This window comes from Hydrocarboniphaga sp. (assembly GCF_965279055.1).
Lineage (GTDB): Bacteria > Pseudomonadota > Gammaproteobacteria > Nevskiales > Nevskiaceae > Hydrocarboniphaga.
This window is the reverse complement of the sequence record NZ_OZ257125.1, coordinates 4,172,291-4,186,346: the sequence shown is the minus strand read 5'-3', so window position 1 is coordinate 4,186,346 and position 14,056 is coordinate 4,172,291. Positions and strand designations below refer to the sequence as shown.

Genomic DNA, 14,056 nt, shown 5'->3' with positions numbered 1-14,056 from the left:
GAGGCGAGCTACTGCAAGGGCGCATGCGGTTACCGCGATGCGGGCGCGGCCCACAACGCCTCGGCCACCGCGAACACCGCGCGGATCATCGGCTTGTCGCGATCACGCCGCCGGCACAGCAAGGTCAGTTCGGTGCCGAGCGCCATGTCGCTGAGCGCGACGTGGCCGTCGCGGGCTTGGGCGATGGCCACCGATTCGCGCACCAGCGACAGGCCGACGCCGGCCTTGACCAGATCGAGCATCGACGGCTCGACGTCGACCTGCGCGGCGATGCGGGGCGTCGCGCCGACGCGTTCGAACTGCGCGCTGAGCAGGCGGTTGTGCACCGACTCCGGCGGCGTCCAGATCCACGGCAGTTGCGCGAGTTCGTTCCAGCCGGCGCCGGCGACGCGCGCCTGCCAGGCCGGCGGCGCGACCACGCGATAGTTGAACGGCGTCAGCACCGCGGCCTCCAGGCGCTCGTCGTCGGGCTGGCCCAGATAAAAACCCATGTCGAGCGCGCCGGTGCGCAGCTGTGCCAGAACCCAACCGGAAATGCCGTGCGAGACATCGGTCTGCACCGCCGGATGGCGTTGCAGCATCAGGCCGAGCAGCGCGCCGAGGCGCAGAAAATCCGGATCGAGAATCGTGCCCAGGTGCAGGCGGCCGCTGACCTGGCCGGAGACTTGCGCCGCGGCGCTGCGGAAGGCGTCGTTGGCGCTCAGCACGGCCTCGGCATACGGCAGCAGGCTGCTGCCGGCCGCGAGCAGCTCCATGCCTTGCGGCGTGCGTTTGAACAGCGGCGCGCCGACCGCGTCCTGCAGCGCCTTGAGTTGCAGGCTCAGCGCCGGCTGGGTCAGGTGCATGGCCTCGGCGGCGCGCGTGATGCTGCCATGGCGCGCCACCATCACGAACACGCGCAGCTGCTTCAGATCCATCGCACCGGCACCATCGCATTATTAGCGGGCCTTATATCGGGCCGCAGTTTAACTCATTGGATTCCGCGCCCAGGCTGCGGCCCAATGGGCGACACCTTCAGCGTATCGAGCCTGTCATGAGCAGCCCGCAGAACCCGGTTTCGACTCTCGGCCACTACATCGGCGGCGCCGTGCGCAGCGCCGCCGACGCGCGCACCAGCGACGTGTTCAACCCGGCCACCGGCGCCGTGACCGGCAAGGTGAGCCTGGCGACGCAGGCCGACGTCGATGCCGCGGTGGCGGCCGCCGCCGCCGCGTTCCCGGCCTGGTCGGCGACCGCGCCGCTGCGCCGCGCGCGCATCCTGATGAAGTTCCGCGAGCTGCTGGAGGCGCATCGCGATGAACTCGCGGCGCTGATCACCGCCGAACACGGCAAGGTGCTGAGCGACGCCGCCGGCGAAGTCACGCGCGGCATCGAAGTGGTCGAGTTCGCTATGGGCGCGCCGCACCTGCTCGCCGGCTCGCACAGCGACAACATCGGCGGCGGCATCGACAACTGGAACCTGCGCCAGCCTCTGGGCGTGGTCGCCGGCATCACCCCGTTCAACTTCCCGGTGATGGTGCCGATGTGGATGTTCCCGATGGCGCTGATCTGCGGCAATACCTTCGTGCTCAAGCCCTCGGAGCGCGATCCCTCGCCGTCGCTGCTGGTCGCCGAGCTGCTGAAGAAGGCCGGCCTGCCGGACGGCGTGTTCAACGTGCTGCAGGGCGACAAGCTCGCCGTCGACGGCCTGCTCGCGCATCCGGATGTGCAGGCGCTGAGCTTCGTCGGCTCGACGCCGATCGCCGAATACATCTATAGCGAAGGCACCCGGCGCGGCAAGCGTGTGCAGGCGCTCGGCGGCGCCAAGAACCACATGGTGATCATGCCCGACGCCGACATCGACCAGGCCGTCGACGCCCTGATCGGCGCCGCCTACGGCTCGGCCGGCGAGCGCTGCATGGCGATCTCGGTGGCGGTGGTCGTCGGCGACATCGCCGACGAGGTCGTCGCCAAGGTCGCGGCGCGGGCCAAGCAACTGATCATCTGCAACGGCATCGAGTCGCGCGCCGAAATGGGCCCGGTCGTCACCGGCATCCACAAGGCCAAGATCGAGGGCTACATCGCCACCGGCATCAAGGAAGGCGCCGAGCTGGTGGTCGACGGCCGCGGCTTCAAGGTGCCCGGCCACGACAATGGCTTCTTCATCGGCGGCAGCTTGTTCGATCATGTCAAGCCGGACATGACGATCTACAAGGAGGAGATTTTCGGGCCGGTGCTGAGCGTGGTGCGCGTGCCGGACTTCGCGGCCGCGCTGGAGCTGATCAACGCGCACGAGTTCGGCAACGGCGTTGCCTGCTTCACCCGCGACGGCGCCACCGCGCGCGAATTCTCGCGCCGCGTGCAGGTCGGCATGGTCGGCATCAACGTGCCGATCCCGGTGCCGATGGCCTGGCATTCCTTCGGCGGCTGGAAGCGCAGCCTGTTCGGCGACACGCATGCCTACGGCATGGAAGGCGTGCGCTTCTACACGCGCTACAAGAGCATCATGCAACGCTGGCCGGACAGCACATCGAAAGGGCCGGAGTTCGTGATGCCGACGGCGCAGTAAGCAACGCGCGCCGTTGGTCCCGAGTAGCGACGCAGACCCGATGTGTCTCTCGATACGCGGCGAGCGGCCAACCGGGAGCAACGGGGTTTCGATATTCGTTTCAACACAAAAAAAGCGGCGGGGCGAGATGAATCACTACGGCAACTTCGACTACATCATCGTCGGCGGCGGCAGTGCCGGCTGCGTGCTCGCCAATCGGCTGTCGCAGGACCCGGAGGTGTCGGTGCTGCTGCTGGAAGCCGGCGGCAAGGACAGCTGGATCTGGATCCACATTCCGGTCGGCTATCTGTATTGCATCGGCAATCCGCGCACCGACTGGTGTTATCGCACGCAGGATGAAGCCGGCCTCGGCGGGCGCAGCATCGGTTATGCGCGCGGCCGCGTGCTCGGCGGCTCGTCGTCGATCAACGCCATGATCTACATGCGCGGCCAGGCGCGCGACTACGACGAATGGGCGCAGCTCAGCGGCGATGCCTCGTGGAGCTGGGACCAGGTGCTGCCGATGTTCAAGCGCAGCGAGGATCACTGGCGCGGCGGTGATGCGATGCATGGCAGCGGTGGCGAACTGCGAGTGGAGCCGCAGCGGCTGCGCTGGGACATTCTCGACCGCTTCGCCGACGCCGCCGAACAGGCCGGCATTCCGCGTACCGCGGACTTCAATGGCGGCGACAACACCGGCTCCGGCAAATTCGAAGTCACGCAGCGCCGCGGTGTGCGCTGGAGCGCGTCGAAAGCCTTCCTGCGGCCGGCGATGAAGCGCCGCAACTTGCGCGTCGTCACCGGCGCGCTGATCGACAAGCTGACATTCGACGGCAGCCGCGTCAGCGGCGTCGAGTTCGCGGTCGACGGACACAAGCAGCACGCGAGCAGCCGCATCGAAACCATTCTCAGCGCCGGCTCGATCGGCTCGCCGGCGATCCTGCAGCGCTCGGGCATCGGTGATGCGGCGCCGCTCGGCGCGCTCGGTATCGAGTCGCGGCGGCATCTGCCCGGCGTCGGCCGGAATCTGCAGGATCATCTGCAGCTGCGCTCGGTCTACCAGATCAAGGGCATCCGCTCGCTCAACCTGCTCGCCAACAGCTACTGGGGGCAGGCGATGATGGGCATGGAATACGCGTGGCGCCGCGGCGGCCCGCTGAGCATGGCGCCGAGCCAGCTCGGTGTGTTCACAAAGTCCGATGCCGCGCAGCCGACTGCGAATCTGGAGTATCACGTGCAGCCGCTGTCGCTGGACAAGTTCGGCGATCCGCTGCATCGCTTCCCGGCGTTCACCGCCAGCGTCTGCAACCTGCGGCCGACGTCGCGCGGCAGCGTGGCGATCAGCTCAAGCGATCCGCATGCGGCGCCGCACATCGCGCCGTGCTATCTGTCCACCGACGCGGATCGCCATGTCGCCGCCAGCGCGATGCGGCTGACGCGGCACATCGTCGGCCAGCCCGCTTTGGCGCCGTATTTTCCCGACGAATATCTGCCGGGCAAGCAGTATCAGAGCGACGAGGAACTGGCGACCGCCGCCGGCCTAGTCGGCACGACGATCTTCCATCCGGTCGGCACCTGCCGCATGGGCCGCGCCGATGACGACGACGCCGTGGTCGACACGCGGCTGCGCGTGCGCGGCCTGCAGGGCCTGCGGGTGGTCGATGCCTCGGTGATGCCGACGATCACCTCGGGCAACACCAATGCGCCGACGATGATGATCGCCGAACGCGCCAGCGAAATGATTCGCGAGGACCGCCGCAGCCGCGGCGGCTGATGCGGATGTTTCAGCTGCGGATGTTTCAGCGCGCGACGAAACCGTAGCGGCCCAGCGACAGCTGCTTCATGTCCACGCCCTGCTGCAGGAAGGACTGATTCACGCGCTCCTGCAGCATCGCATAGGTCTTCGCATCGTTACGCTGCAGCAGCGAGCGGCTGCCGGTGGCCGATACCGCGGTGATGATGCCCAGCGATTCAGCCGAGCGCTGCTTTTCTGCGTCGCTCATGAACATGATTTCCGGGCTGCGTTTCAGCGACCAGGCGATACGGTCGCGCGCGGCGCGCGAGTCGCTCGGCGTGGCGCTGCGCAGATTCACGATCTCCCAGGCACTGACGTAGTACGCGGCCATCACGTCCGCGATATTGCGCGAGTTGTAGCCGGAGCCGGCGAGCAGTTGCTCGAACTGCTGCCAGATCGTGGCGCCGGCAAACGCCTCGCGCACCAGCGGCTGCTGCACCGGGTCCAGGCCGATGACCTTGCTGACGATCTGCTGGCGCAAGGTGCGGCTGATGCCGTCGGACGGTGCGTAATACAGGTTCGCGGTCAGCGTCTCGGTCATGCCGTCGCGATTGGTCGTCAACGGCGGCGGCCCGGCCTTGCCGAGCACGCTGCGCTGGCCGGCAGCGAGCGTCGCCTTGCTCACTTTCTGCAGCAGCCCGTCGTAGAACTCCGACGACAGGAACAGCGACGGCAGCGGCGGCGAATCCTGCGCGCGGCCGGCAGGCGAGGCGCTCAGCAGCGCGGCGGTGATCAGCAGGATGGCGAGGCGGGACATGGAGCGGGGCGTCATGTGCGCATGATAAACAGCCACGGCCGGCGACGGGCACCGCCCGGCCTGCCGGCATCGCCCGCTCGGCGCGAGTGCCGCGGTGTGCCGGATCGTCGCATCCGCCCGCTGCTGACCGATCTTGCCGGCGCCGACTTTGTCCACCGTAGGTCCTGACCTGTAGGAGCGGACCCTGTCCGCGACTGAGGCTCCGCAGGCACCGTCGCGGACAGGGTCCGCTCCTACAGGTGTCGCAGGGAGGCGGCCCGCGTTACACGCCGTGACAGATCCACTCCGCGATAAGGCTGAATTCACTACCTGCCGCAAGGGCTTCACCTCTTGCTGCGCATCGTGCTCACGCCTGTAATGAGGGCGTTGCATCCCACGAGCCTTTCCCCCCACTCGATGCGCGTTTCGTCTTCCGATATCGGGCGTCTGCAGTCCGTACTGCTGGTGCTGGCCCTGCTGCTGGCGCAATGGCTGTCGTTCGCGCATTCGCTGGATCACGCCGGGCCGCTGCCGGAGCACGACTGCGGCCTGTGCGTCGCGGCGATGGACCTGGACACCGTCGTTCCCGTTGCCGCGATGTCGGCAGCGACGCTGTGGCTGGGCGTCGAAGCGCCGCCGGCGCTGCTCGCGATCAGCGCCGCGCCGGCGCCGTCGCCGCTGCAGCGCGCCCGCGCACCGCCCGAGCCCGCTGCGGCCTAGCCGCCAGCCTGTTTGATACGGCCGCAAGACTCGGCGGCCGACGACATTCGATAGATGCAAGGGCGCAGGGATCGCGCGCCTGACGCATCGATGCTTTCGGGGTTTTTCATGTTCTTCCTTTCCCGTCGTGCGATTTCGCGCGCGTCCTTGCTGTTGTCCGCGCTCGCTGTCGCCAGCGCCGCGCAAGCCACCACCTCCACCTGGGTTTCCACCAGCAGCAAGGCGCTGCCGCTGGATCCCCGCTTCGTCACCAGCGCGGTGCCGGCGACGCAGACGATGCACGTCGTCGTCGCGCTGAAGACGCAGCATCTCGATACGCTCAAGTCCTACGTGCTCGGGCAGCGCAAGCCCGGCAACCCGGCTTATGGCCAGACGATGACGGCGGCTCAGACCATCGCCAACTTCTCGCCCAGCGCCGCGCAGGCGCAGCAGGTGATGGACTATCTGAGCAGCAAGGGCTTTAAAAATCTGAAGCTGTCCGACAGCCGCATGATGCTGCGGGCCGACGTGACCGCTGCCGACGCGCAGGCCGCGTTCAACACGCATCTGGTCAACTTCAAGCGCGGCGAACAGACGCTGCGCGTGAACCTGAGCGACGTGCAGGTGCCGAGCGCGCTGGCCGATCTGGTGCAGGGCGTGATCGGCCTGCAGACCGCGATCCAGCCGCACACCAACATCGCCGGCCGCAAGCCGCTGACCGACCTGCAGGCGGTCAAGCCGAGCACCAGCGACGACAGCGATCCCACCGCCGGCCTGCTGCCGCCGCCGACGTTTACCGCCGCGGCCTTCCGCAAGGCCTACAACGCCGACGCGATTTCCACCGGCGCCAACTCGACCTTGGGCATCATCACCGGCGGCACCGATCTGCTGCAGGTGATCGCCGACCTGCGCCAGGTGGAAACCGAAACCGGCCTGCCCTACGTGCCGGTGGAAATCCGCCAGCTCGCCGACGTGCCCGATCCGCAGGTCACCGACAACGACGGCGAATGGGATCTGGACAGCCAGTCCGCGTCTGGCATCGCCGGCAATTTGAAGAAGATCATCTTCTACAACGGCGCCGGTCTGGACGACGGCATCGACCTGGGCACCGACAAGTTCGTCAGCGACAACGAGGCCCAGGCGCTGAATATTTCCATCGGCGGCTGCGAAGCGCTGAACGTACTGCTCGGCTCCAGCGACATCGAAGATCCGCTGTACATGAAGGCGGCCGCGCAGGGCCAGACGGTGTTCGTCTCCGCCGGCGACGCCGGTGCGGCCTGCAGCGTGCTGATCAATCTCGGCACGCCGGATTCCGGCATTCCGTCGGTGGAATATCCGGCGTCTTCGCCTTACGTGGTCGCGGTCGGCGGCACCTCGCTGTACACCGATGCGAGCACTGGTGACTACTCGCAGGAAATCACCTGGACCGGCACCGGCGGCGGCACCAGCACGTTTGAAACCGCGCCGGACTATCAGAACAGCGCCGGCGTGACGCCGACCACCACGCTGTTCCGCGCGGTGCCGGACATCGCGATGAACGCCGGCTTCAACGTCGCTGTCGCCGCTTTCTATGCCGCGGCCGACACCGTCGTCGGCGGCGTGCACGAAGCGGTGATCGGCACCAGCCTGTCGTCGCCGCTGTCGGCCGGCGTGTGGATGCGCATGCAGACCGAGCACTGCAACGGCTACGGCTTTGCGGCGCCGCTGATCTACGCGCTCGACACCGCCACCGGCCCGCTGTCGACGGCCACCGGCTTCCACGACGTAACGCTGGGCACCAACGGCTTGTGGGTGGCGACGCCGGGCTGGGATTACACCACCGGCTTCGGCAGCTTCGACGTCGGCGCGGTGAACGCGGCGCTGCCGGCTGCAGACGCGGGCTGCAAGGTCGCCAACGTCGTGCCGACCGCGACGCTGACCGCGAACTACACGCAGGGCAACGCGCCGCTGTCCATCGTGTTCGATGCGAGCACGTCCAGGGACGGCGACGGCGATGCGCTGGCGTACTACGCGATCGACTTTGGCGACAACACGCCGCTGGCCTTCCAGAGCACGCCGACGTTCGCCGCGCACAGTTACACGAGGCCGGGCACCTATGTCGCCAGGCTGCAGGTGCGCGACTCACGCGGCGCGGTCAGCACGCTGGCGACGCAGCAGATCACCGTCGGCGGCATTCCGGAATCGTGCAAGGCACCGGGCGCGACCATCATCACCAGCCCGGCCGGCGTATCCAGCGGCGTCGAAGGTACCGATGTCGGCAGCGCCACCGACGATCTGCTGAGCACGCAGATCGCCGAGCCTTACGACAAGCCGAACCTGCTGGTGTTCACGATGAAGGTCGACAACCTGAGCACGGTGATGCCGGGCTTCCGCTGGGTCACGTACTTCAACATTCCGGAAGATCCGGCCGACGAGTACTACGTGGCGATGGTCAGCTCCGACGGCGCGACGCCGGTGTTCAACTACGGCACGCACGGCACGCTGCCGGGCGCCGGCCTGGGCGACTTCACTGTGCTCGGCAGCCTCGATGCGAGCAGCGCCTACAACGCCGACGGCACCATCACACTGGTGCTCGACAAGAGCCTGCTGAAACTGCAGACCGGCGACGCGCTCAGCAACATCATCAGCAGCGTGCGCGTGTCCATCCCGGACGACACCAGCGGCGCCATCCCGCTCGGCGAAGGCCTGACGCAAGATTCCGCCGGCGCTGCCCAGGCCTACACGCTGCTCGGCAACGACAGCTGCGCGACGCTGGTCAAAACCGGTGGCTTGATCGCCACCGGCGGGGGCAGCAGCGGCGGTTCGACGGGCGGCAGCTCGGGTTCCAGCGGCGGCGGTGGTGGCGGTGCCTTCGGTACAGTCTCACTGCTGGTGCTCGGCCTGGCGGGCTTCACGCGTCGACGCCGTCGCAGCTAAACGTTCCACCTGGATAGAAGCAGAAAGGCCGCCTACGGGCGGCCTTTCTGCGTGGCCGCCACCGTCACATTGCCTCTGCCCAGCGTCCGTGTTTGAATCGGTACCAAGTCCACCGCCATCAGCACGATCAAAGGCTTATGAAGATCATTTTCGACTTAGACGGAACGTCTGCCGAGTTAGGCGGATTCAGGTCCAACTAATTGGCGTTGAACTAAACCGCTATCGCGGTAGCTTGTTCGGTTTGGAATCGAGTGTTGATTGTGATGATGTGTGCTGGTCGTCGTGGATGGTGAGACTTCCAGCGGCGTGTTGATCGTTGCAGCTTTCTCACACGGGAATGTGCCCGTCTGATGAGGAAGTGTCATGCAACCACTCCGTCTTCAAATGCAGCGCGACATGAAGCTGCGCGGCTTGGCGCTGCGTACGCAGGAAACGTATATCGCCGCCGTGGCCGCTTTGGCAAAGCACTACCGCTGTTCACCCGATGGGCTGAGTATCGACCAGATTCAGCGCTATGTGCTGCATCTTCTGGAAGACCGGCAGCTGTCGTGGAGTAGCTGCAATCAAGCGATCTGCGCTTTTCGATTCTTCTACGGCGTGACGCTCAAGCGCGGCGTGTTTGCTCTGGAGATTCCGCATGGACGCACGCCGCAGAAGCAGCCTGAGATTCTGAGTCGATCCGAAGTCATGCGCCTGCTGGATGCCGCTTCCCGCCTGCATGATCGCGTGCTGCTGAAAACGACGTACGCTGCCGGCCTTCGATTATCGGAAGTCATCGCGCTTCGATGGAGCGACATCGACAGCGAGCGCATGAGCCTGCGCGTGGAGCAAGGCAAGGGGGCTCAGGATCGCTACACCGTCCTGTCGTCCGGCCTGCTGGCCGAATTGCGGACTTACTGGAAGCTGCGTCGTCCTGAAGGGCCGTGGCTGTTTCCGGGGCGCGATCCGAGTGTGCCGATTTGCGACAGCTCCGTGCAACGACTCTATACGCACACCAAACAAAAAGCCGGCATCACCAAGCGCGGCGGCATCCATGCGCTGCGCCACGCTTTTGCCACGCACCTGCTGGAGGCCGGCATCGATCTGCACATGATCCAGCGGTTTATGGGCCACCGCTCGCTGTCCACGACGCAGCGCTACCTGCATCTGACGCAGTCTCATCTGAAAGACAAAGCCGGCGCCTTGGATTTGCTGCAGTCCGGGTAAATCGATGGCCGCGTCGGCGAGGCCGACGCTGGCGCAGATTGTCACGCTGCATGCCGACGCCTGCGCCGAGCAATACGGCCTGTCCGCTTCCCAGCGCAAAGTCTGCCGCGCGATCCGCTCGTGCCGCACCGCTGCCCTGGGTGGGCAACTGCAAGCCTGTGAAGACTGCGGGACGGTGCGCTACGTCTATCACTCCTGCCGAAATCGCCATTGCCCGCGCTGCCAGACCCGGGCCAAAGAGCGCTGGATCGATGCGCGGGTGACCGAGCTGCTGCCGGTGCCGTACTTTCACCTGGTCTTCACGCTGCCCCACGCATTGCATCGCTTGCTGCCGCAGCAGACGCGCTGGATCTACGACACGCTGTTTCGATGCGCCTCGCAAACGCTGCTGGCGTTTGGGCGTGACCCATCAAGACTGAACGGCACGCTCGGCATCACGCTGGTGCTGCATACCTGGGCGCAGGATCTGTCGCGGCATATCCACGTGCATGGCGTCGTCACTGGCGGTGCGCTGACAGCGGATGGGCGCTGGGCCGGCTCGAAAACGTCTTTCCTGTTTCCGGTACGGGCGCTGTCGAAAGTGTTTCGTGGGAAATACCTCGAAGCGCTGCGGGAAGCGCACGACACCGGCGCTTTTCGCGACAGCACATGGACGCAGGATGATGCGCGGTGGACCGCCTTTGTCGATGAGCTGCAAAAGCCCGAATGGGTGGTCTACGCCAAACCGCCCTTCGGCGGACCCGAGCAGGTGATCGCGTATCTGGGCCGCTACACCCATCGCATCGCCATCAGCGAGCAGCGCCTGATCGACGTGAATGACCGGCAGGTGAGGTTTCGGGTGCGGCGCGGTCAGGATCGGTCGGAGCGCAAGGCACTGACACTGCCTGGCGCGGAGTTTCTGCGTCGCTATCTGCTGCACGTCTTGCCGTTGGGATTTCAGCGGCTGCGGCATTACGGGCTGACCGCCAGCCGCTGCAAGCAAGACAAGCTCGCGATGTGTCGGCAGCAACTGCAGGTGAGTGCGCCACCCGCCAAGCCAGCGGAGAGCGTCGAAGCCTTCTGGCTGCGCGTCGCCCAGATCGACATCCGTCGTTGCCCGGATTGCGGCGGGCTCCTGCAATTATCGGCCAGCCTGCCACCGGCTCGTGGGCCGCCATGAATTGCCGGCGGGGAAAGCAGATCCGGATCGAAAACCGGGCCGCGCGCGGCCCGAACCCGGCTGCGCCGAGGCGGGAAATTGACGGCTCGTGGAGCGCCTGCCACAGTCTGCGCCATCGATCGAATCACCGAAATCGGCGCTGGGGAGCGCGATGGTCATGCTCGATTCCAAACACGAGGACCACGCCGGAGCGAATCAAGCTCTGCATCGCAAAGCAATCCCCATAAGCCCGACCGCCGGCACCGGCGGTTTAGTCCAACGGCGTTTATCCACCACGCCTCATCTGGCCCACCACGCCGCCGTGCGCCGGCGTGGTGGATAAACGACTATTCGTTAGGAGTAACCGTGTTCAGAGCATTCGTTCTATTTGCAGCGTCCGCTGCTCTGGCAATTGCGCTTCTGTCATTCTTGGCAATACACATCGAGGCGCTCATTTACACAGGGTTCTCAATGCCAACGAGCCTATTGCCCATTGATATTGTGCGCGGGTATGGGCTTTCGCTAGGTTTGGCTCTGGCCGCCGGCGTGGGTGCAGTTCTGCACACCTATTGGTTCAAACGCTTCGTTGTTCAGCGCTGGAAGCTCGTCTCGGAAGAGCAGTTCAATCGTCTAAACGGCAAGAAACCTAAGTCTCCGTGAGTAAATCTACTCCTAACTACCGGTTCAACGCGACGGCCCGTAAACGGGCCGCGCGTTAACCATGCGTTAGATGGCTTAAGACACGACTCATCCATGTCTACCGCTCAAAGAAAAATAAAGCCGTCGCTAAAGAGACTGCTTGTGGAGAAAGCTGGCGGGAAATGTGCTAACCCGGGCTGCTCGAACTGGCGCGTTCACATCCATCACATAAAGCATTGGGCGGTGTACAAAGCACATGACGCTGAGGACATGATTGCGATCTGTCCCTCATGCCACGACGCAGCTCATCATGGAAATCTCAAAATTTCTGATGATTTGCTCTACCAATGGAAAGGCGCGGTTCGCCCTACTTCTCCAGATTCAGTTCACATTTATGTAGAGCCGGCGCGAGACTTAAAGCTACTCACGGGTTCTATTTGCATCGCAACAACTAATGACCAAGCTGCTGTTTTCGAGCTTTCGAATTCCAATTATTTGAAGTTAAGGGTCCTAGACGGAGACCTCCTTCAAGTGAATATACGATTACACGATGCGAGCGGCAAAGAGATACTCCGAGTAGTAGAGAACCATGTGCGGGTCAGTCGCAGCAATAGCGCTAAATTCGATTACCGCGCTGGGCGAGCGCGAGTCACAGTACCTGCTACCGCCAATTTCGCTCCTGCATGGCTGATTGAGCAAGTCCGCTATCAGAATCAAAACTTCGCCTCAAACGGTCAAATAATTGCATTGGACCTTGAGGTGATAAAACCGGGCCTTGTCCGAGTTCAGGGATGTTGGCCAGATGGGGATGTTGGCGTAGTAATCACAGAGCAGGCGTAATCTTCCCCGTCTGAGCGACAACTCATAACGAGAGCTTTCTGGCATCGTAACGCCAGGAGGCAGGAATGAAGAAGTCACGTTTTACCGAAACCCAGATCGTCACGATTCTGAAGCAGGCGGACGCCGGCGTGGCCGTGAAGGACATCTGTCGCAAGGCGGGCATCAGCGAGCCGACCTACTACAGCTGGAAGTCGAAGTACGGCGGCATGCAGGCATCGGATCTGAAGCGGACCAAGGAGCTGGAAGCGGAGCTGTCGCAGCTCAAGCGCATGTACGCGGACCTGGCGCTTGAGAATCACGCGATGAAGGATCTGATCGCAAAAAAACTGTAGGGCCGGACGCCAAGCGAGAAGCGGCCGGTTACTTGGTGCACACGCATGAAGTGCCCATCGCTCGCGCCTGCAGCTGCGTTGGGTTATCCCGATCGGCGTTCTACCGCGAGCCCGATCATTGGACGGTGCGTGATGCCGAAGTCATCGCGGCTTTGGCGGCGCTGGTGGAAGGTCGTCCAAGCCGTGGTTTCTGGATGTGTCGCAAGCAGCTGCGGCGTCAGGGCCGGCCGTGGAATCACAAGCGGATTTACCGGGTATACAAGCTCATGAAACTCAACCTACGCCGTGCTGCAAAGCGTCGACTGCCCCAGCGTGAGCGGGTGCCGCTGTACGTCCCACGGCTGCCCGACAGCGTCTGGTCGGCGGATTTCATGAGCGATACGCTGATCTGCGGTCGCCGCTTCCGGCTCTTCAACGTCGTCGACGATTTCAATCGTGAATTGCTGCAGGTGGAGGTCGATACTTCGATCACCTCGGAGCGTTTGGTCCGGGTTTTCGAGCGGCTACGCAAGGAGCGCGGCTTGCCGCAGGTCCTTCGTACTGACAATGGCCCTGAATTTCTTGGCGACGCCTTTACGCAGTGGGCCAAGGCAGCGGGTATGGCGATCCAGTACATCCAGCCTGGCAAGCCCAACCAGAACGCCTATATCGAGCGCTTCAACCGCACGATGCGCAACGAACTGCTCGACCAGCATCTCTTTGTCCGCCTCGACGATGTCCGTGAGGCCGTCTACTGGTGGATGCTCGAATACAACGAACAAAGACCCCATGACTCGCTCGGCGATATGACGCCGATCGAGTACGCTCAAGCCGCCAGAAACTCTAGTTTCGAACTGTCGCCTTGACGGGGAAGATTACGCAGGCCCTGTCATTCTGCACTCGTGGCTTACGTGAGCCTGTTTCTATGGTTGGCGAGGGGGAAGGATCGGTACTCGTGTATGCAGGCCCAATAACAAGCGCGTTATTTGGCTTCGGCGTAAAGCCATCTAACCCTTCGTTGCAGCGGACCGCCTTCGGCAGCCGCTGAACTCAAACGTTGGACCTAGAGTAAGAAAGATGAAATTCCCTGAGGAGCAGCAGTATGGGACTGCCGTGTCAGAACGTATCTGGCGTGCTTTGCTCTGTGCATATTGCGTGTTAACACTCGCGTCTTTAGCGAGGGCGTTTCACCCTAAAGCTGAACCCCTGTTTCTAGTTATCCCGCTGGTATGCCTTGGCGCCGTCATAA

The 14,056-nt window shown here is 64.1% G+C and carries 11 protein-coding genes; 9 read left to right on the top strand and 2 right to left on the bottom strand.

Features of this window, described 5'->3' with window-relative positions:
- Positions 1 to 29: 29 nt before the first annotated feature.
- Positions 30 to 917 (bottom strand): LysR family transcriptional regulator, encoded by an 888-nt coding sequence (locus ACQZF9_RS18850; protein WP_428310503.1) that lies wholly within the window; start codon positions 915 to 917, stop codon positions 30 to 32.
- A 116-nt stretch (positions 918 to 1,033) separates the two neighbouring features.
- On the opposite strand from ACQZF9_RS18850, the gene ACQZF9_RS18845 reads away from it, so the two are divergent.
- Positions 1,034 to 2,548 (top strand): CoA-acylating methylmalonate-semialdehyde dehydrogenase, encoded by a 1,515-nt coding sequence (locus ACQZF9_RS18845; protein WP_428310502.1) that lies wholly within the window; start codon positions 1,034 to 1,036, stop codon positions 2,546 to 2,548.
- Positions 2,549 to 2,675: 127 nt separating this feature from the next.
- A complete protein-coding gene (locus tag ACQZF9_RS18840; protein ID WP_428310501.1) occupies positions 2,676 to 4,301 on the top strand; it encodes a GMC family oxidoreductase in 1,626 nt (541 codons plus the stop codon).
- A 25-nt stretch (positions 4,302 to 4,326) separates the two neighbouring features.
- Here the strand turns inward: ACQZF9_RS18840 and ACQZF9_RS18835 are convergent, their stop codons facing one another.
- Complete coding sequence (locus ACQZF9_RS18835) at positions 4,327 to 5,079, bottom strand: DUF6683 family protein (RefSeq protein WP_428310500.1); 753 nt, start codon at positions 5,077 to 5,079, stop codon at positions 4,327 to 4,329.
- Positions 5,080 to 5,475: 396 nt separating this feature from the next.
- Here ACQZF9_RS18835 and ACQZF9_RS18830 point away from each other — a divergent pair, with 396 nt between their 5' ends.
- The 7 genes from ACQZF9_RS18830 to ACQZF9_RS18800 all read left to right on the top strand — a co-directional run bounded on the left by ACQZF9_RS18830 (position 5,476) and on the right by ACQZF9_RS18800 (position 13,673).
- The gene (locus ACQZF9_RS18830; RefSeq protein WP_428310499.1) at positions 5,476 to 5,778 is read left to right on the top strand and encodes a hypothetical protein; all 303 of its coding nucleotides are present in this window, start codon (positions 5,476 to 5,478) and stop codon (positions 5,776 to 5,778) included.
- A 108-nt stretch (positions 5,779 to 5,886) separates the two neighbouring features.
- Entirely contained in the window at positions 5,887 to 8,673 is a 2,787-nt protein-coding gene (locus tag ACQZF9_RS18825) for a protease pro-enzyme activation domain-containing protein (RefSeq protein WP_428310498.1), read from the top strand.
- A gap of 363 nt (positions 8,674 to 9,036) precedes the next feature.
- Positions 9,037 to 9,879 (top strand): tyrosine-type recombinase/integrase, encoded by an 843-nt coding sequence (locus tag ACQZF9_RS18820; RefSeq protein WP_428310497.1) that lies wholly within the window; start codon positions 9,037 to 9,039, stop codon positions 9,877 to 9,879.
- Between the two features lie 4 nt (positions 9,880 to 9,883).
- A complete protein-coding gene (locus tag ACQZF9_RS18815; RefSeq protein WP_428310496.1) occupies positions 9,884 to 11,038 on the top strand; it encodes an IS91 family transposase in 1,155 nt (384 codons plus the stop codon).
- Between the two features lie 345 nt (positions 11,039 to 11,383).
- On the top strand, positions 11,384 to 11,677 hold the full coding sequence (locus tag ACQZF9_RS18810) for a hypothetical protein (RefSeq protein WP_428310495.1): 294 nt from the start codon (positions 11,384 to 11,386) through the stop codon (positions 11,675 to 11,677).
- 93 nt (positions 11,678 to 11,770) lie between these two features.
- The gene (locus tag ACQZF9_RS18805) at positions 11,771 to 12,496 is read left to right on the top strand and encodes an HNH endonuclease signature motif containing protein (RefSeq protein WP_428310494.1); all 726 of its coding nucleotides are present in this window, start codon (positions 11,771 to 11,773) and stop codon (positions 12,494 to 12,496) included.
- 65 nt (positions 12,497 to 12,561) lie between these two features.
- A protein-coding gene (locus tag ACQZF9_RS18800) for an IS3 family transposase (protein WP_428310493.1) occupies positions 12,562 to 13,673 on the top strand; the annotation gives its coding sequence in 2 pieces (ribosomal slippage) (positions 12,562 to 12,814 and positions 12,814 to 13,673; 1,113 coding nt in all).
- Positions 13,674 to 14,056: the final 383 nt, after the last annotated feature.

Bases quoted from the DNA above. Each gene is read 5' to 3' on its own strand.
- ACQZF9_RS18850 (WP_428310503.1), bottom strand. From the start codon at position 917: ATGGATCTGAAGCAGCTGCGCGTGTTCGTGATGGTGGCGCGCCATGGC.
- ACQZF9_RS18845 (WP_428310502.1), top strand. From the start codon at position 1,034: ATGAGCAGCCCGCAGAACCCGGTTTCGACTCTCGGCCACTACATCGGC.
- ACQZF9_RS18840 (WP_428310501.1), top strand. From the start codon at position 2,676: ATGAATCACTACGGCAACTTCGACTACATCATCGTCGGCGGCGGCAGT.
- ACQZF9_RS18835 (WP_428310500.1), bottom strand. From the start codon at position 5,079: ATGTCCCGCCTCGCCATCCTGCTGATCACCGCCGCGCTGCTGAGCGCC.
- ACQZF9_RS18830 (WP_428310499.1), top strand. From the start codon at position 5,476: ATGCGCGTTTCGTCTTCCGATATCGGGCGTCTGCAGTCCGTACTGCTG.
- ACQZF9_RS18825 (WP_428310498.1), top strand. From the start codon at position 5,887: ATGTTCTTCCTTTCCCGTCGTGCGATTTCGCGCGCGTCCTTGCTGTTG.
- ACQZF9_RS18820 (WP_428310497.1), top strand. From the start codon at position 9,037: ATGCAACCACTCCGTCTTCAAATGCAGCGCGACATGAAGCTGCGCGGC.
- ACQZF9_RS18815 (WP_428310496.1), top strand. From the start codon at position 9,884: ATGGCCGCGTCGGCGAGGCCGACGCTGGCGCAGATTGTCACGCTGCAT.
- ACQZF9_RS18805 (WP_428310494.1), top strand. From the start codon at position 11,771: ATGTCTACCGCTCAAAGAAAAATAAAGCCGTCGCTAAAGAGACTGCTT.